The organism is Pseudomonas sp. ES1, assembly GCF_050586605.1.
In the GTDB taxonomy this organism is placed as follows: Bacteria; Pseudomonadota; Gammaproteobacteria; order Pseudomonadales; family Pseudomonadaceae; genus Aquipseudomonas; species Aquipseudomonas sichuanensis.
Genome location: NZ_JBOBDM010000006.1, coordinates 110,716 through 129,351, shown reverse-complemented (window position 1 = coordinate 129,351; position 18,636 = coordinate 110,716). Strand labels below are relative to the sequence as shown.

At 63.5% G+C, this 18,636-nt stretch carries 10 protein-coding genes; 8 read left to right on the top strand and 2 right to left on the bottom strand.

Annotation, left to right across the window (positions count from 1 at the left end; all coding sequences use genetic code 11):
- Window positions 1–106 precede the first annotated feature (106 nt).
- From ACQ4N9_RS04545 to ACQ4N9_RS04535, 3 genes are all read left to right on the top strand, one after another.
- Window positions 107–1,411 carry a murein hydrolase activator EnvC family protein gene (locus ACQ4N9_RS04545; protein ID WP_390965724.1) on the top strand — a complete coding sequence of 435 codons (1,305 nt, stop codon included), beginning with the start codon at window positions 107–109 and terminating at the stop codon, window positions 1,409–1,411.
- Window positions 1,412–1,498: 87 nt separating this feature from the next.
- The gene (locus tag ACQ4N9_RS04540) at window positions 1,499–2,833 is read left to right on the top strand and encodes a S41 family peptidase (protein WP_347150851.1); all 1,335 of its coding nucleotides are present in this window, start codon (window positions 1,499–1,501) and stop codon (window positions 2,831–2,833) included.
- Window positions 2,834–2,841: 8 nt separating this feature from the next.
- Window positions 2,842–3,606 (top strand): divergent polysaccharide deacetylase family protein, encoded by a 765-nt coding sequence (locus ACQ4N9_RS04535; protein ID WP_390965722.1) that lies wholly within the window; start codon window positions 2,842–2,844, stop codon window positions 3,604–3,606.
- A gap of 30 nt (window positions 3,607–3,636) precedes the next feature.
- On the opposite strand, the gene ACQ4N9_RS04530 is transcribed toward ACQ4N9_RS04535, so the two are convergent.
- Window positions 3,637–8,313, bottom strand: coding sequence for a dermonecrotic toxin domain-containing protein (locus ACQ4N9_RS04530; RefSeq protein ID WP_390965720.1), 4,677 nt, complete (start codon window positions 8,311–8,313; stop codon window positions 3,637–3,639).
- A 234-nt stretch (window positions 8,314–8,547) separates the two neighbouring features.
- Between ACQ4N9_RS04530 and ACQ4N9_RS04525 the strand changes: the two genes are divergently transcribed.
- Window positions 8,548–10,041, top strand: coding sequence for a trypsin-like peptidase domain-containing protein (locus ACQ4N9_RS04525; RefSeq protein WP_390965718.1), 1,494 nt, complete (start codon window positions 8,548–8,550; stop codon window positions 10,039–10,041).
- Window positions 10,042–10,096: 55 nt separating this feature from the next.
- Here ACQ4N9_RS04525 and ACQ4N9_RS04520 read toward each other — a convergent pair whose 3' ends face one another.
- On the bottom strand, window positions 10,097–12,100 hold the full coding sequence (locus ACQ4N9_RS04520; protein ID WP_390965716.1) for a BCCT family transporter: 2,004 nt from the start codon (window positions 12,098–12,100) through the stop codon (window positions 10,097–10,099).
- Window positions 12,101–12,576: 476 nt separating this feature from the next.
- On the opposite strand from ACQ4N9_RS04520, the gene betI reads away from it, so the two are divergent.
- The 4 genes from betI (at window position 12,577) to ACQ4N9_RS04500 (ending at window position 18,602) form a co-directional block, all read left to right on the top strand.
- On the top strand, window positions 12,577–13,233 hold the full coding sequence (betI, locus tag ACQ4N9_RS04515) for a transcriptional regulator BetI (RefSeq protein WP_232882916.1): 657 nt from the start codon (window positions 12,577–12,579) through the stop codon (window positions 13,231–13,233).
- 38 nt (window positions 13,234–13,271) lie between these two features.
- Window positions 13,272–14,744: a betaine-aldehyde dehydrogenase gene (betB, locus tag ACQ4N9_RS04510; protein ID WP_390965714.1), complete on the top strand. Its 1,473-nt coding sequence runs from the start codon at window positions 13,272–13,274 to the stop codon at window positions 14,742–14,744.
- A gap of 158 nt (window positions 14,745–14,902) precedes the next feature.
- Complete coding sequence (gene betA, locus ACQ4N9_RS04505; RefSeq protein ID WP_390965712.1) at window positions 14,903–16,594, top strand: choline dehydrogenase; 1,692 nt, start codon at window positions 14,903–14,905, stop codon at window positions 16,592–16,594.
- Between the two features lie 265 nt (window positions 16,595–16,859).
- Window positions 16,860–18,602: a potassium/proton antiporter gene (locus ACQ4N9_RS04500; protein WP_316905688.1), complete on the top strand. Its 1,743-nt coding sequence runs from the start codon at window positions 16,860–16,862 to the stop codon at window positions 18,600–18,602.
- The last annotated feature ends 34 nt before the right edge of the window (window positions 18,603–18,636 follow it).

Below are 18,636 nucleotides of genomic sequence, written 5' to 3'. Positions count from 1 at the left end.
AGATGAATTCCAGACAAACGCCTCGCCGCACATGCCGCGAGGCGTTTTTTTTGCAAGCCCGCGCGGGCATACTAGGCCAGTCTCCATCCTTGGTACGCCCAACCCCATGCTTCGCGCCCTGTTCCTACTCGCCCTGTCATGCCTGCTCGCCCCGGCCTTCGCCGACGAGCGCGCACAGACCCAGCAACAGCTGGACGCCACCCGCCAGGACATCGCCGAGCTGAAGAAGATGCTGGGCAAGCTCCAGGAGGAGAAGTCCGGCGTGCAGAAAGACCTCAAGTCCACCGAGACCGACATCGGCAACCTGGAAAAACAGGTGGAGGCACTGCAGCAAGAACTAAAAAAGACCGAGGGCGAGCTGGAGCGCCTTGATCACGAGAAAAAAAAACTCCAGAGCGCCCGCGTTGAACAACAACGCCTGATTGCCGTCCAGGCCCGTTCGGCCTACCAGAACAACGGCCGCGAGGAATACCTCAAGCTGCTGCTCAACCAGCAGAACCCCGAGAAATTCGCCCGCACCCTCACCTACTACGACTACCTGAGCAAGGCGCGCACCGAGCAGCTGCGCACCTTCAACGAGACCTTGCGCCAGCTGGCCAACGTCGAGCAGGACATCGGCCGCCAGCAGGAGCAACTGCTCACCCAGCGCGCCGACCTCGACAGCCGCCGCCAGGCGCTGGTCGGCGAACGCGACAAGCGCCAGCAGGTACTGGCCAAGCTCAACAGCGACATGAAAGAGCGCGACCAGAAGCTGCAGGCCCGCGAGCAGGACCAGGCCGACCTGGGCAAAGTGCTCAAGACCATCGAGGAAACCCTGGCACGCCAGGCCCGCGAGGCGGAAGAAGCGCGCCAGCGCGCCCTGCTCGCCAAGCAGGAAGAAGAAAAGCGCCGCAAGGAACAGGCCCTGGCCGCCGCCGCCCGCAACCAGCAAGCCGAACCGGAAGAGCCGCCGAAAAAGGCCCGCACCACGCTTGGCCCTGTGGTTTCCAGCGACGGCGCCAACTACGGCGGTGCATTTTCCGCAGCCCGGGGAAAACTTCCATGGCCAGTCAATGGTCGACTGCTGGCACGCTTCGGTGACATGCGCGGCAGCGATGCCCGGGCCAAGTGGGACGGCGTGATGATCAGCGCCAGCGCCGGTACCCAGGTACGCGCCGTACACGGCGGGCGCGTGGTATTCGCCGACTGGTTGCGCGGCGCCGGGCTTCTGGTCATTCTCGACCACGGCAATGGTTACCTGAGCCTGTACGGCCACAACCAGAGCCTGCTCAAGAGCGCCGGCGACATCGTCAAGGCCGGCGAAGCCATCTCCACCGTGGGCGACAGCGGCGGCCAGGACAGCGCCGGTCTGTACTTCGCGATTCGCCAGCAGGGCCGGCCCACCGACCCTGCGCAATGGTGCCGCGGCTAACACCGACTACTTTTACGGCACGGCGCGTGAAAACGCCGGGCCGATGCTCCCGAAAGGGGCGCCTACAGGATCAGGAGTTCGTTCGACATGCTGCACTCGCCTCGCCTCACCCAGCTGGCCCTGACCATTGCCCTGGTCATCGGCGCGCCCCTGGCGCTCGCCGCCGAGCCGGCCAAGCCTGCCGTTGCCGCCAAGCCGGCCACGGTGCCGGCCACCGAGGTGACCGCCAAGGCGCCACTGCCGCTGGAGGAGCTGCGCACCTTCGCCGAGGTCATGGACCGCATCAAGGCCGCGTATGTAGAGCCCGTCGACGACAAGACCCTGCTGGAAAACGCCATCAAGGGCATGCTCAGCAACCTCGACCCGCACTCGGCCTACCTCGGCCCTGAAGACTTCCAGGAGCTGCAGGAAAGCACCAGCGGCGAATTCGGTGGCCTGGGCATCGAAGTCGGCCAGGAAGACGGCTTCATCAAGGTCGTGTCGCCGATCGACGACACCCCGGCCTCCCGCGCCGGCGTGCAGGCCGGTGACCTGATCGTCAAGATCAACGGCGCCCCGACCCGCGGCCAGACCATGACCGAAGCCGTCGACAAGATGCGCGGCAAGGTCGGTGAGAAGATCGTCCTCACGCTGGTGCGCGACGGCGGCACGCCGTTCGACGTGACCCTCACCCGCGCGGTGATCCAGGTCAAGAGCGTGAAGAGCCAGCTGCTGGAGAACGACTACGGCTACATCCGCATCACCCAGTTCCAGGTCAAGACTGGCGAAGAGGTGGGCAAGGCCCTGGCCAAGCTGCGCAAGGACAACGGCAAGAAGCTGCGCGGCGTGGTACTCGACCTGCGCAACAACCCCGGCGGCGTGCTGCAAGCCGCGGTGGAAGTGGCCGACCACTTCCTCACCAAAGGCCTGATCGTCTACACCAAAGGCCGCATCGCCAACTCCGAACTGCGCTTCTCGGCCGACCCGGCCGACGCCAGCGAGGGCGTACCGCTGGTGGTACTGATCAACGGCGGCAGCGCCTCGGCTTCGGAGATCGTCGCCGGTGCCCTGCAGGATCAGAAACGCGCCGTGCTGATGGGCACCGACAGCTTCGGCAAGGGCTCGGTGCAGACCGTGCTGCCGCTGGCCAACGACCGCGCGCTCAAGCTCACCACCGCGCTGTACTTCACCCCCAACGGTCGCTCGATCCAGGCCCAGGGCATCGTACCCGACATCGAAGTGCGCCCGGCCAAGCTCACCGCCGAAACCGACACCGAGAACTTCAAGGAAGCCGACCTGCAGGGCCACCTGGGCAACGGCAACGGCGGCGCCGACCGCCCGACCGGCAGCGCCAAGCGCAAAGAGCGCCCGCAGGACAACGACTTCCAGCTCAGCCAGGCCCTCAGCCTGCTCAAGGGCCTGAACATCACCAAGGGTGAATGACCGTCCCCATGCGTTGTCTGCTGTTCCTGCTGTTCTGCCTCATGGCCGGCGTCGCCCAAGCGGCGCCGGCCAAGGCCTACATGAGCATCATCATCGACGACCTCGGCCAGAGCGCCGAGCGCGACAGCCGCACCCTGGCCCTGCCCGGCCCGGTCACGATGGCGATCATGCCCGACACCCCCCACGCCACCGAATTCGCCCGCCAGGCCCACAAGGCCGGCAAGACGGTGATCCTGCACATGCCCATGGATCCGGCCACCGGCCCTTATGCCTGGCACCCCGGCACGCCGCTGCCGGAGCTGGCCGCGCGCTTGAACGCCGCATTGACGAAAGTGCCGTATGCCGCCGGCATCAACAATCACATGGGCAGCCGCATGACCGCCCAGCGCGAGCCGATGGCCTGGCTGATGGGCGAGCTGCAGGGCCGTCACCTGTTCTTCGTCGACAGCCGCACCAGTGCCGCCACCGTGGCGGCGGCCGAGGCCCAGCGCATTGGCCTGGCGCATGTGTCGCGGGACGTATTCCTGGACGACGTGCGCACCCCAGAGGCCATCGCCGCCCAGTTGCAGCAAGGTATTGCCCTGGCACTCCGGCAAGGCACGGCGGTCCTGATCGGCCACCCCTATCCTCAGACCCTGCAGGTATTGGAAGCACAGATGCCCCGACTCAAGAGCCAGGGCATCGAGTTGATCGGCCTGCGGCAGATGATTGCCCTGCGTGGCAACCAGGCCATGCCCGCCCATGGCAGGCATGGCCTTTACAGCAATCACTGAGTGACTCCGCCCCCCGCCGCAGGCGCTCTGTCAAACCGCGTGGAAAGGAATGATGTCCTTCACCTGTTGGTAGGTGATCGGCCCACGGTGAATACGCCTTCCCTCGACCGCCAGCTTTTTCGCTTCATCCACGCCATAGAGGCGTTGCTCCCAGGTTTTCAGGTGCCCCCTGTCAAAGTCAGCCGACAGGGCATCCTGCCTGGCAAAGTGGAAGTGAGCCTCCCACAGTGGGCGCCCTTTGCGGTCCCCGGGCTTGGCCAGCAAGATGATCCTGTACTTGTCCAGTGCAGTGCCGTTCCTGATGAGCACACGCTGATCGTACTCAAAGGCAAGTAGCTGCTTGCCATGCAGGAAGGTAAGCGCGTCGATATCGGGGTAGCGTGTCCGTGCATACAGTTCACCGAGCATCGCCTCCCGCCGCGCGGTCCATTCGGCGACACCTGCGTTCAGCCGACGGACCAGCTCATCTGAGCCCGCCACGGTGCCCAGTTCGACGAGAATTGCGCGAAGCTCGTCGAGGTAGCTGTCGAACAGACCCGCCAGCTTGCGTCCTGGAACATCGCCATCCAGGTAGCCCTGGGCCCGCCGCTCGATCTCGGCGCCTTCCGTCAACAGCTGCTCGCTTCGCTCCCCGGCAGCCGTCTGGTCGGCCACGGGCGCTGCCGATGTGGGCGCATCGAGCACTTCGACCCATCCCTGCGCGGAGGTATCGAAGCGGTGCAGTAGCTCATTCGTGAAGCGCTCACGTACCTCCAGCCGCAGACCATCGGCACTGTTTACTTCCGTGCCCAGAACCAGTTCGCCACTGCGGGTGCGAACGAGGTGCTTCCTGGATTGCTCAACGATGTACGCCGGATGGCGAGCAGCAATCGGAGTGCCGGCCTCTTCAGCCAACGCTTCGAGCAATTGCTCGTTGACCTGGAGTTTCAAAGCTTTCAACTCCTCCCGGTACTGCTCGAGCCGGCCCACATCTACCAGGCGGCCACCATTGGCGATGATGTCCATACAGTTGATCAGCGCCGTGGAATACTCGTTCCAGGCGGTCTGAAGGATTTCTATACGGTCGGGGGCAGACACGATGCTCGTGCTCAGTTCGGCGTGGGCACTGGCGGCACTCTTGAGGCTGTTGCCCACAAGCTCGAGGTTGTAACGAAACAGCCTGCGCCCGCCCACGGGGCTGTCCAGGTGCAGGCCAAGGTCGAGAAAGTTCATCGCCTGGTGGAAGCGCAATCCCGTGGTGGTGATGGGCCTGAAGGACAACAGCATCTGCACGTTGAAGGGTGGCTCGCCCGGTATCAGCTGGGTTTGCGGCGCCAACGCCGGGAGGTGATTGTCCAGGTCGATACTGGCCTCAATCATGTCTTTCTGCAGTTCGACGCTGACTGCCACCTTCTCCCGGAACTGGCGATACACATCGATCCGATCGATCACCCGGTTGCCATGCAGCGCCGTGATCAGCCGTTTCAGCTCGTCATAGTTCCCTTGGCGCCAGAGTTCGTCGAAGATCTTCCAACTGTTGAGCACCAGCGCGGATCTGGCCATTGCGCCGCTTTGGTTGAATGTTACGTCCGTGTGCGCCGTGGAGACGTCACGGTAGCGCCGGAGTTCGATGAGTTCGGGGATTACCTGCAAGATTCGCTTGTCATGGATCACAGCCTGCTTCATCGCATCGATAGCCGTCTTGCGCATCGTCGACAACCCGGCGGACAAGCTCTCGATCCTTGCCTCATAACCCGCCACTAACCGGTCGACATCCGCCTGACTGAGCGCGTTCGCAGCATTGGCCCGAGCACTTTGCTGCAAGTCCTGGGCTTGCTTGATCTTGAGTTCCTGGTCGACTATTTGTCTGGCTTCCTGGGTGATTCGGGCTGCGACTGTGATCCCGCTCTCGATGTTGCTTCCTACCTCTCGGAACAACCTGTCGAACTGTGCCTGGCGGTTTGCCCGTCCCCCTCTTCTACCGGGCATGCCACCGAAAATGCCCATGCGCACCTTCCACCGCTCACCGCGCCAAAGCCAAGGCCCCAACTTACCGTCCGGGCCTACGATCCTGGCGTTACCATCGAATACCTGTACATGGAAGTGCTCGTCATACAACAGTACATAGCGTTCATCACCTTGCCGGTAGAATCCATCGGCGCCTTCGGTCACGCCCTTCAGGTCGACGGTTGTGACGAATTGACGCAAGGCCTGAATCTGACTTGCAGGACCAGCCCCCCAGCCACTGTCCAGTACCACGGCGTCACTTTGACGAGCGCGCAGCGCTCCCTCCAGATGCACCTTGCCCATCGTCACGACCGGCACCTCCAAGGCGCGCGTCACCGCCGACGGCGCTGCCAGCTGAGGCAACGCTTCGGTCTGCACCGACTGCGGCAAGCGGCCATGGCTCAGTACCATCGACAGATTGCCGACCAAGTCAAGAATCGCCAACGACCGCTGGGCGTCGGTGCCTTCGCGCAATGCCTGCGTATCATCGGCCAGAGCGTCGATCGCCAACACCAGCCAGGTCAGGCCGGCAGCCGGCCCGCGCAACAATGGCGCGGCGATGTTGAACAGCAACCAGGCACCTTCCTTCAAGAGGCTCCAGCGGCTCTCGGCATTGGACACCGTAGTGCGCTCGGCCTGCATGACCAGCACCTGGCCTTTGCTGGCGAACAGATGCGCGTCAATGTCAGCCAGCCAAGGTTCGAATTGCAGGCTCACTCGATTGGCATGCTCGAAAGCCGCCAACTCACCGGGTATCAGGAACTGCGCCGCCCTCTCCCGCCAGCCGCTGAATCGATGAGGGTTCTCAAAGCCGCCATCCTCATAAATTCCACGGGCATCGTCGCTCAGCCACTGCAGCACGCTGAGCTGCAGGGCTTGATCGTGCAGCACGGCGTTCATCAGTGCTTCGCGGCCGACGAACTGCCGCAAGGCCGCATCGCCGTATAGTGGTCGATACAGCAGGAAGATGTTGGTGTGACGAACGCGGATGACGAACATGCAGGCGACGGTGTCGTTGGACCTCGTGTGAGGCACGCTGAACGCCAAGGGGGCGATTTCGACACTGGCCTTCATGTCGGCGGTGCTGCGGCAAAACTCTACCAGCGCCTGCCAGGCCTCAGCGGTCAGGCCGCCATCGACCTTGAGCCTGAGCGCGTCGAACATGAGCTGCATGCGCCACTCCCGCCCGAAACGCTCCACTCGGTCGTCACGCCGGCCTGCATCACCAATGGCCTGTTGTACGTAACCCGGATAGCGACCACCGATATCCACCTTCTGCACCAGGCGCCGGAGGTAGCTGGCATTCATCCAATCAGTGATGAGCTGGTTTTCCCGATGGCTGATCGCAACGATGGAGGCGTGTACAAGCGTGCTCAGGTTGCCGATGGCAAGCTCCGTCAGGCTCATCGTGTAGCGCCTCACCACACCGTCGCCCGTCCCCACGCCAGCACCACCAGGCACACCTTCGACATGCTGCAAGGTCAGGATCAGATCGTCGGAATAGTAGTTGGCCTCCACCGGGTAGTCGGCCAGCATCTGCGCACGCAACTCCCGGCGGGTGTAGGCCTGCAGATCGAGAATGCCATCCAGCGAAGAGGCACCTGCCGAAAGGCCCTGGTCGATGGCCAGGTCGAGCATTGCCACCTGGTAATCGAAACGGTCTTCGCTGGAGGCCCCCTCCAACCATGTCGGCAATTGTGGGGTGGTTGGCTGCGCATCGAAATAGGCTTCTTCGAAGAACACAGAAGAAGGATCGGTTCGCTGTGCGACCGCGGCCTCCATCAGCTCGACGCTCTCAAAGGCCTGCCCGGGCAACGCCTGCACGTTGGCCAGCATTGCATTCAACAACAGACCGGATTGCTCGAAGAAGGCGTCCCCCTGCAGCTCGTAGCGGTTCCAGTTCAGGCTGTCAAACACATGCAGCTGTGCCAGGCGGTCACGCAGATCACCGCTGAACGCCTCGAACGATGTGTAGGCACGGGCTTTGCCCGAAGGTGGGCACCAGAGCAGCAGGCGGCTTTCATTGTGCTCTTGTATCACCAGCAGATCGGGCAACAATTCGCTGCGGTTGTCGCCATTGTTTCCCAGGGTGACCTCGAGCGCATTCACTTGCATCCCTGCGGTGCGCCCAGCGAGCAGCTTGTAAAGGCAATGGTTGGCCTCATGGGTCAGCCCGAGGCCACGCATGCTGCCCAACAGGGCCGTACGCAAGGCATGCTGCATCCAGCGATGGCGGGTTATTCCGGCATCGTCGGGCGTGTCGTCGCCCTGGGCATTCCAATGGTCGATCTGGGCCTGCTGAAAAGCGGCTGCCAGTCCGTCCAGCAAGCGATTGAAGGCCCCATTCATATTATCGAGGCGGATCAGGACGTCACTGGCGCTCATCGCCTCGGTAATGACCTCGGCGGCCTTGAATTGCCGAGGCGGCTCCAGGCTCAAGAACTGCTCGGGTGCAAAGGACAGTTCGGTGCCCTGCCGCAAGGCTTCGAGAAACACCGTGGTCAGACGTTCGGCAGGGCGAGGAGCCCCAGGCATCGTGGGCGTGATCAGCCAGAAGTCCTGGGCGCTATCGAGCTCCGGGTAGCTGCTGGCGATCAACGGATAATGCTGGGTGAGCACCTTGAAGATCTGTTGCCCAACGACTTCACGCAGGGTCGGGCGATGGGCGAACTGTGCCTGTACAGCTTGCTTGAGGGTCGAATAAGGGCTTGGCGATGGCATGGGGCCGCTCCTGTTGAGATAGAGCGAACCAGCGTATGAGTCATGGCGCTGAAGCAGGCGGTATTTATCGCAGTGATCTAGCCCGGCCTGGGAACCGGACCTCCGGTACCGTCGCTTGTGACTGGCCTTGGCAGCAGACGAGCCACTGCCCGTCATTGCAGCCAGCAGTATGTACCTCCACGCTCGCCGTACTCGGCGCAAAGGTAGCTGCTTTCAATGAAAGGAGCTCCAATCATGTCCATTCTCAGCCGCGGCCTGCTCACCGCAGCGATCTCAGGTGTTTTCTTCAATGCCTCGGCAAACCAACCTGCTGGCAATCTCCTCGAGCCACAGCCCCCCATCACGCTGACCAATGCCATGGGCCAGAGCGCCCGGTGGACCGGCGTCGGCCGACTTTCGTCAACCGACGGCAGGCAATGCATCGCCAGCCTGATCGACACCCGTGGCGGCGCGCAGCCGCTGGACGGCCCTGCCTATATCGTCACCAGCGGTCACTGTGTCGACAAACGCCACGGGGTGATCCTCCAAGACCAGCCGATCAGTGCCACGGTCAGCTTCAACTACTTCGTGGACACGCTCGACCAGCGTCAGCCCTTGCCGGTAAAGCGTGTCGTCTGGAGCAGCATGCAAGGCATCGACCTCGCGCTGCTCGAACTGGATTCCACCCTGGGCCAGGTCATGGCCCAGGGCATCGAGCCGCTGGCGCTGGGCGCGTCCCCGACACCCGGTAGCGCGGTATACGTAGTGGGCGAGCCGAGCAGCCCCGACCTGGGCCTGCGCCTATCCCACTGCAATGAAGAGAATGCCGATGTGGTGGTGGAACAGCCTTGGGTGTGGCGGCAGGTCAAACGCAACAGCTGTCTCGGCATGGCGGCTGGAGCTTCGGGCAGCGCCGTGGTCGAGGTGACCAGCGGCAAATTGGTCAGCGTGGTCAACAGTGTTGCCGTCAACTACCAGGGCGCCTTGCCCTGCACACCGAACAACCCTTGTCAGCCTGGCGATGGTGCGGCCACCCTCGATACGTTGCGCAACAGCGCAATGCCCGTGCAGCGGCTGCTGGGCTGCTTCAGCGCCGCAAAGGCAGACCTCAACGGAGAAGGCTGCAGCCTGCTGCCTGCCTTCCAGCTCGAACAGCTGACGCCCCCGCGAACAGTGGCGAAGATCGCATCCCCTAGCGAAGGTCAGGCGCCTTTGCCCACCTGGGGCCTGACCTTCAAGCTCGATACCCCACGCTATCGCTACAAGGCCACCCGTGACGCGCTCGAATGCGAGAACCCGGTCGGCTACAGCGGTACCATTCCCGCCAGCGAGGCCAGCATCGACGATGCGTATGGCCCGGAGCCGGGCTGGCACTACCTGTGCGTGATCGGTGTCGAGTCTCCCGAACACCTGCCCACCCGTGCGTTGATGGCCAACAGCCTGAGCATCCCTACCTTGCTCCTGCCTACCGGCCTGCCAGTACCCTCGCTCACCCTCGAGCACACAACGGACAGTGGCATTGATGTGACCTGGCACCTGTCGCCACCGGACCTGATCCTGTACCGCATCAAGCGCGGCGCACCAGACAAGGTCGATTGCGACGATCCGGCCGGCTACCGCGCGTTGGCGGGGCGCAGCCAGCGCATCCGCGCGGCCCAATTGCCGCTCAAGCTCTGCACCAAGGCTTTCGACTTGCTCAGGCAAAGCTCTGCGCCGCGTACCGATGTACTCGAAGCCCGAACACGCTGAAAACAAAAAGGCCCGGTTCTCGCGAACCGGGCCTTTTCTTCAGAACAGCTCAGGATCAGCTATACACACGCCCCAGCAGCTGGCGGTGGCTTTCGAACTGATCCAGCACGTCACGCACGATCTGCTCGCGGGTGAAGCCCATCAGGTCGTATTCCTGGCTGCCGTCGTGCAGGTACACCTCGGCGCGGTAGAAGCGCTGCTGCACCTCTGGCTCGCCTTCGACCGGCGCCTCGCTCGGCGCGGCCAGGTAACCGTCCAGGCTGGCTTCGTAGACGAAGGGGTTGCCCTCTTCCATCATCACCCGCAGGCCCATCATGTTGCGCGACTGGCCAACACGGGTCTCGACCTCGAAGCCCAGGGTGCGCAGCTGTTCGGCGGCTTCCTTGAGCGCCGGGCTGACCTGTTTGTCCATGAAGCGCTGCACCACGGCCTGGGTCGGCTGCAGGTCCAGCTGGCTCAGGCGCTCACTGAAGCCGCGACGGCCACGGGCGGCCAGTTCTGCGCGCTCGTTCTCGACGGCGACGTCCTGCTTCATCGCCTTCATCAGGCCGAACATGAACAGCACCAGCACCACCGAGAACGGCAGGCCAGCCAGCACCACCATGGTCTGCATGGCTTCGAAGTTGCCGGCGAACAGCAGGCCGATGGTCACCAGGGTGATCACCACCGACCAGAACACCACCATCCAGTGCGGGGCGTCTTCGTCCACCTTGCCGCCTTTGCACGACAGGTTGGCCATCATCACCGCGCCCGAGTCAGCTGGGGTGAGGAACAGCACGAAGCCAACGAATACCGCTACACCGATGACGATTTTCGACGCCGGGAAGTATTCGAGTAACTGGTAGATCGACATTGACGGCTGTTCGAGCGCTGTCTTGCCGAGCTCCACGGCGCCCTGGTTGATCACCAGGTCCAGCGCGGTGTTGCCGAAGATCGACAGCCAGGCCAGGGTGAAGCCCAGCGGGATCAGCAGCACGCCGCTGACCAGCTGACGCACGGTACGGCCCTTGGAAATACGGGCGATGAACATGCCGACGAACGGGCCCCAGGAGATCCACCAGGCCCAGTAGAACACGGTCCACAGGCCCAGCCAGCGCTCGGACTTGTCACCCGCGCCTTCGTACACATACAGGTCGAAGGTCTTCAGCACGATACCGTTGAGGTAGTCGCCGATGTTCTGCACGAAGCCGTTGAACAGGTGCAGGGTGTTACCGGCCAGCAACACGAAAATCAGTAGGCCGCTGAACAGCAGGATGTTCAGGTTGGACAAACGACGAATGCCGTTTTCCACGCCCGATACCGCAGCGATGGTGGCCACGCCGGCCATGGTCAGGATCACCGCCAGCAGGTTGGTCTTGCTGTGGTCCATGCCGAACAGGTACTCGAGGCCCGAGGCCACCTGCATCGAACCGATCCCCAGGTTGGTCACCAGGCCCAGCAGGGTGACGAACATGCCGAAGATGTCCACGGCATGGCCGGCACCGCCCTTGACCCAACGCTCACCGACCAGCGGGTACAGCGCCGAGCGCAGCGCCAGCGGCTGGTTGTGACGGTAAGCGAAGTAACCCACGGCCAGGCCCACCAGGGCGTAGATCGCCCAGCCGTGCAGGCCCCAGTGCAGGAAGGTCAGTTGCAGGCCCTGGCGCGCGGCCTCGAGGCTGGCAGGCGTGCCTTCCGGTGGGTTGAAGTAGTGGTCCAGCGGCTCGGACGCGCCGAAGTACAGCAGCGAGATACCGATACCGGAGGAGAACAGCATGCCGGCCCAGGCGCCGTAGCTGAAATCGGGGGTGTCGTCCTTGCCGCCCAGCTTGAGCTTGCCGTAGTCGGAGAAGGCCAGGTAAACGACGAACAGCAGGTAACCGCAGATTACCAGCATGTAGTACCAGCCGAAGGTGCGGGTCAGCCATTTCTGGGCGACACCGAGCACCTGGCCGGCGGTTTCGGGTACAGCGATCAGCAAGGCCGTCAGAACGAGGATCAGCAGCGCCGAGGTGTAGAACACCACGCGGTTGACCCGTACCCGCTCGGCAGGGGGGTTGGTTAGGGAAGCAGAACTCATTGCTCGAATGCTCCGGGCAGTGCGGCAGTGGAGGCTAAACAGTTATGTCCGACGCAATTGGTGCAATAGCCCTACAGCGTCAGGTGTTATAAAAGGCACCCTGGAAACCGTGATCCCGATTAGAAACGCTGCAAGAAAACAGACGGGTGACCTGTCGCCGATCCGCATCTCCGCTGAGGAGTGTGCGCATTCGCCACAGCCACCAGGCCCGCTCCAAGGACCGACCGCGCAGCCTGTGACCGCTCGGCAGAATCTGTCTTTGCATCGCTCATGCCCGTCAACGCCTTGTATTCCGGGGGTTACGCGATTTCCTGGGGTGTCAATCCGTGTCCCGTTGACCGCTTGAAAACTGTCAATGGCACAAATTGTCGCAGAGCTTATTCTTTATTGATTGAACGTTCAATCAAAACAAAATAGACTGGCCTTCGCCGAGTCAGCCGCCCGTCGTCTGCTCGCAGGCCTGAGGAGATAGCAAGATGCCCAAGGTCGGTATGCAACCCATCCGCCGCCAGCAGTTGATCGAAGCCACCCTGCAGGCGGTCGATCAGGTCGGACTGGGGGACGCCAGCATTGCGCTGATTGCCCGTTTGGCCGGCGTGTCGAACGGCATCATCAGTCACTACTTTCAGGACAAGAACGGCCTGATCGCAGCGACGATGGGCTACATCATGAGCATGCTCAACGAGGGCGTGGCCGCACGTCGCCAGGCCCTGACGGACGACAGCCCGCGCGCTCACCTGAAAGTGATCATCGAAGGCAACTTCGATGCGAGCCAGGTGAACGGCCCGGCAATGAAAACCTGGCTGGCCTTCTGGGCCTCCAGCATGCACCAGCCGTCTTTGCACAGGTTGCAGCGGATCAACGATCACCGCCTGTATTCCAACCTGTGCTGCCAGTTCCGCCGCGCCCTGCCGCTCTACCATGCGCGCAAGGCTGCCCGCGGGCTGGCAGCCCTGATCGACGGCCTCTGGTTGCGTGGCGCCTTGTCGGGTGACGCATTCGACACCGACCAGGCGATACGGATTGCTTACGAATACATGGATCTACAACTGGCTAAACAGCACACCCTGGGCACTAACGACCAGGCCGCTGAACCACCGCGCACAGCCACTGGCCAACCGGCAGGAGCGTGACGCGGCAGCCAACCACACACTGCACTTGCGAGGACACTATGGCCCGTTTCGGAACGCAAAAACTCTACATTGATGGCGCTTACGTCGACGCTGGCAGCGATGCCACCTTCGAGGCCATCAACCCGGCCACCGGCGAAGTCCTCGCCTATGTGCAGCGCGCCACCCAGGCGGACGTCGAGAAGGCCGTCGAAAGCGCCGAACGCGGCCAGAAAGTCTGGGCTGCCATGACTGCCATGCAGCGTTCGCGCATCCTGCGCCGCGCCGTCGACATCCTGCGCGAGCGCAACGACGAGCTGGCCCAGCTGGAAACCCTGGACACCGGCAAGTCGTACTCCGAAACCCGCTACGTCGACATCGTCACCGGCGCCGACGTGCTGGAGTACTACGCAGGCCTGGTACCGGCCATCGAAGGCGAGCAGATCCCGCTGCGCGAATCGTCCTTCGTCTACACCCGCCGCGAGCCGCTGGGCGTGACCGCCGGTATCGGCGCGTGGAACTATCCGATCCAGATCGCCCTGTGGAAATCCGCCCCGGCCCTGGCCGCCGGCAACGCGATGATCTTCAAGCCATCGGAAGTCACCTCGCTGACCACCCTGAAACTGGCCGAGATCTACACCGAAGCCGGCCTGCCGAACGGCGTGTTCAACGTCCTGACCGGCAGCGGCCGTGAAGTCGGCACCTGGCTGACCGAACACCCGCGCATCGAGAAAGTCTCGTTCACCGGCGGCACCACCACCGGCAAGAAAGTCATGGCCAGCGCCTCGAGCTCGTCGCTCAAGGAAGTCACCATGGAACTGGGCGGCAAGTCGCCGCTGATCATCTGCGCCGACGCCGACCTGGACAAGGCCGCCGACATCGCCATGATGGCCAACTTCTACAGCTCCGGTCAGGTCTGCACCAACGGCACCCGCGTGTTCATCCCTGCCTCGATGAAAGCGGCCTTCGAAGCCAAGATCGCCGAGCGCGTTGCCCGCATCCGTGTCGGCAACCCGGAAGACGAGAACACCAACTTCGGCCCACTGGTCAGCTTCGCCCACATGGAAAGCGTGCTGGGCTACATCGCCAAGGGCAAAGAAGAAGGTGCCCGCGTGCTGTGCGGCGGCGAGCGTCTGACCGAGGGTGATTTCGCCAAGGGCGCCTTCGTTGCCCCGACCGTGTTCACCGACTGCACCGACGACATGACCATCGTCAAGGAAGAGATCTTCGGCCCAGTGATGAGCATCCTCAGCTACGAGACCGAGGAAGAAGTCATCCGCCGTGCCAACGATACCGAGTACGGCCTGGCCGCCGGCGTGTGCACCAACGACATCAGCCGCGCCCACCGCATCATCCACCAGCTGGAAGCCGGTATCTGCTGGATCAACGCCTGGGGCGAATCGCCGGCAGAGATGCCGGTTGGCGGCTACAAGCAGTCGGGCGTCGGCCGTGAGAACGGCGTCAGCTCGCTGGCTCAATACACCCGCATCAAGTCGGTCCAGGTCGAGCTGGGCGGCTACAACTCGGTCTTCTAAGACCGAGAGCTGCAAGCTTCAAGCCTCAAGCTGCAAGAAAGAGCCGGTCGGCGTCATGCCACCGGCCCTTGCAGGCCTAATCCATTCGCAAGCTTCGCACGACTGCTTTCCTTGCAGCTTGTAGCTAGAAGCTTGCCGCTGCATTTCGGAGAAATGCCATGGAATATGACTACATCATCGTCGGTGCCGGCTCGGCCGGTAACACCCTGGCCACCCGCCTGACCGAAGACGCCAGCGTCACCGTCCTGCTGCTGGAAGCCGGCGGCCCCGACTACCGCTTCGACTTCCGCACCCAGATGCCGGCCGCCCTGGCCTTCCCGCTGCAGGGCCGCCGCTACAACTGGGCCTACGAGACCGACCCAGAGCCGCACATGGACGGCCGCCGCATGGAATGTGGCCGTGGCAAGGGCCTGGGTGGCTCTTCGCTGATCAACGGCATGTGCTACATCCGCGGCAACGCCATGGACTTCGACGGCTGGGCTGAACTGCCAGGCCTGGAAGACTGGACCTACCTGGACTGCCTGCCGTACTTCCGCAAAGCGGAAACCCGCGACATCGGCCCCAACGACTACCACGGCGGCGAAGGCCCGGTCAGCGTTGCCACGCCCAAGGCCGGCAACAACCCGCTGTTCCACGCCATGGTCGAAGCCGGCGTGCAAGCCGGCTACCCGCGCACCGAAGACCTGAACGGCTACCAGCAGGAAGGCTTCGGCCCGATGGACCGTTCGGTAACCAAGAACGGCCGTCGCTCCAGCACCGCCCGTGGTTACCTGGACCAGGCCAAGAAGCGCCCGAACCTGACCATCGTCACCCACGCCCTGAGCGACCGCGTGCTGTTCGACGGCAAGCGTGCCGTTGGCGTGACCTACCTGGTTGGCGACAGCGAAGAGCGCGTCGAAGCCCGTGCGCGCAAGGAAGTCATCGTCAGCTCCGGCGCCATCGCCTCGCCGCAGCTGCTGCAGCGTTCCGGCGTCGGCCCGCGCGCTCTGCTGGAAAGCCTCGACATCCCGGTGGTCCACGACCTGCCGGGCGTCGGCGAGAACCTGCAGGACCACCTGGAGCTGTACCTGCAGTACGCCTGCACCCAGCCGGTGTCGCTGTACCCATCGCTGCTGTGGTGGAACCAGCCGGCCATTGGCGCCGAGTGGATGTTCAACGGCACCGGCATCGGCGCCAGCAACCAGTTCGAGGCCGGTGGTTTCATCCGTACTCGCCCTGAGTTCAAGTGGCCGAACATCCAGTACCACTTCCTGCCGGTAGCGATTAACTACAACGGCTCGAACGGCGTGAAAGAGCACGGTTTCCAGGCGCACATGGGCTCCATGCGCTCGCCCGCCCGTGGTCGCATCCAGGCCAAGTCGAAGAACCCGCGCCAGCACCCGAGCATCCTGTTCAACTACATGGCCACCGAGCAGGACTGGCAGGAGTTCCGCGACGGCATCCGCCTGACCCGCGAAATCATGGCCCAGCCGGCGCTGGACCCGTACCGCGGTCGTGAGATCAGCCCGGGCGCCCACGTGCAAACCGACGAAGAGCTGGACAAGTTCATCCGCGAGCACGCCGAAACCGCCTTCCACCCGTCCTGCTCGTGCAAGATGGGCACCGACGACATGGCGGTAGTGGATGGCGAAGGCCGCGTGCATGGCATGCAGGGCCTGCGTGTGGTCGACGCGTCGATCATGCCGCTGATCATCACCGGCAACCTCAACGCCACCACGATCATGATCGCCGAGAAAATCTCCGACAAGATCCGTGGCCGCAAGCCACTGCCGCGCAGCACCGCCAAGTACTACGTGGCGGGCGATGCACCGGTGAAGGGCAAGCCGATGCGTGAAGTGAAGCAGGCGTAAGCCTGCACCGGCCTCTTCGCGGGTAAACCCGCTCCCACAGGTACCACACTGCCCTTGAGGCCAGTGATATCCCTGTGGGAGCGGGTTCACCCGCGAAAGGGCCCGCATAGGCAACACAAGAAAAGGCACCTCTCGAGGTGCCTTTTTTCATATGCGGAAACGCTTTACAGCCTGCCAATTCATCAGGTTAGAATCGATTGGCACGCGACCTGCTAGTTCACGGCTGCACGTCCCTCATTCCCCCGCTGTCCCGGAGTACCTGCCTTTGGATGCAAGCACCATCAACAGCCTGTTCTTGATCGGCGCATTGCTGGTGGGTGCAAGTATCCTGGTCAGCTCGCTGTCATCGCGCCTGGGCATCCCGATCCTGGTCATCATCCTCGCCGTCGGCATGGTCGCTGGCGTGGATGGCGGCGGCATCATCTTCAACAACTACCCGACCGCCTACCTGGTGGGCAACCTGGCGCTGGCGGTGATCCTGCTCGACGGCGGCCTGCGCACTCGGGTAGCCAGCTTTCGCGTAGCCTTGTGGCCGGCGTTGTCGCTGGCCACGGTGGGCGTGATGATCACCACCGCGCTGACCGGTATGGTCGCCGCCTGGCTGTTCAACCTGAGCATGATCCAGGGCCTGCTGATCGGCGCCATCGTCGGCTCCACCGACGCCGCGGCAGTGTTCTCGCTGCTCGGCGGCAAGGGCCTCAACGAACGGGTCACGGCCACCCTGGAAATCGAATCGGGCAGCAACGACCCGATGGCGGTGTTCCTCACCGTCACCCTGATCGACATGATCGCCAGCGGCCAGACCGGCCTGCACTGGAGCCTGCTCACCCACCTGCTGCGCGAATTCGGCATCGGTACGCTGCTGGGCCTGGGCGGCGGCTGGCTGATGCTGCAGCTGGTCAACCGCATCAACCTGGCCGGCGGCCTGTACCCGATCCTGGTGATAGCCGGCGGCCTTGCGGTGTTCTCGCTGACCAACGCCCTGCACGGCAGCGGCTTCCTCGCCGTCTACCTGTGCGGGCTGGTGCTGGGCAACAGGCCGGTGCGCAGCCGCCACGGCATCCTGCACATGCTCGACGGCATGGCCTGGCTTGCGCAGATCGGCATGTTCCTGGTGCTGGGCCTGTTGGTCACGCCCCACGACCTGCTGCCCATCGCCCTGCCGGCACTGGGCCTGGCGCTGTGGATGATCGTGGTTGCCAGGCCGCTGTCGGTGGTCGCCGCGCTGCTGCCGTTTAAGGCCTTCCACGGCCGTGAAAAGGGCTTCATCAGCTGGGTCGGCCTGCGCGGCGCGGTACCGATCATCCTCGCGGTGTTCCCGCTGATGGCCGGCCTGCCGGACGCGCAGCTGTTCTTCAACCTGGCGTTCTTCATCGTGCTGGTGTCGCTGCTGGTGCAGGGCACCAGCCTGCCGTGGATGGCAAAGCTGCTCAAGGTCACGGTACCGCCAGACCCGGCACCGATTTCGCGCTCGGCGCTGGAAGTGCACATCACCAGCGAGTGGGAGCTGTTCGTCTACCGCCTGGGCGCCGAGAAGTGGTGCATCGGCGCCGCCCTGCGCGAACTGAAGATGCCCGAGGGCACGCGCATCGCCGCGCTGTTTCGCAGCGAACAACTGCTGCACCCCTCGGGCAGTACCGTGCTGGAAGTCGGCGACATGCTCTGCGTGATCGGCCACGAACACAACCTGCCGGCCCTGGGTAAGCTGTTCAGCCAGGCGCCACAACGTGGCCTGGACCTGCGCTTCTTCGGCGACTTCGTGCTCGAAGGCGATGCCGAACTGGGCGCGGTGGCCGCACTTTATGGCCTGAAACTCGACGGCCTGGACGCGAAAATGCCGCTGGCGCAGTTCATCCGACAGAAGGTCGGAGGCGCTCCAGTAGTAGGCGACCAGATCGAATGGCACGGCACGATCTGGACCGTCGCGGTCATGGACGGGAACAAGATCCAGAAAGTCGGCGTCAGATTCCCCGAAGGTACCCGGCCTGGCCCCGGCTTGTTCCTCTAAACTCCGATTTGCCCCGTAGCACAAGAATCCTGCC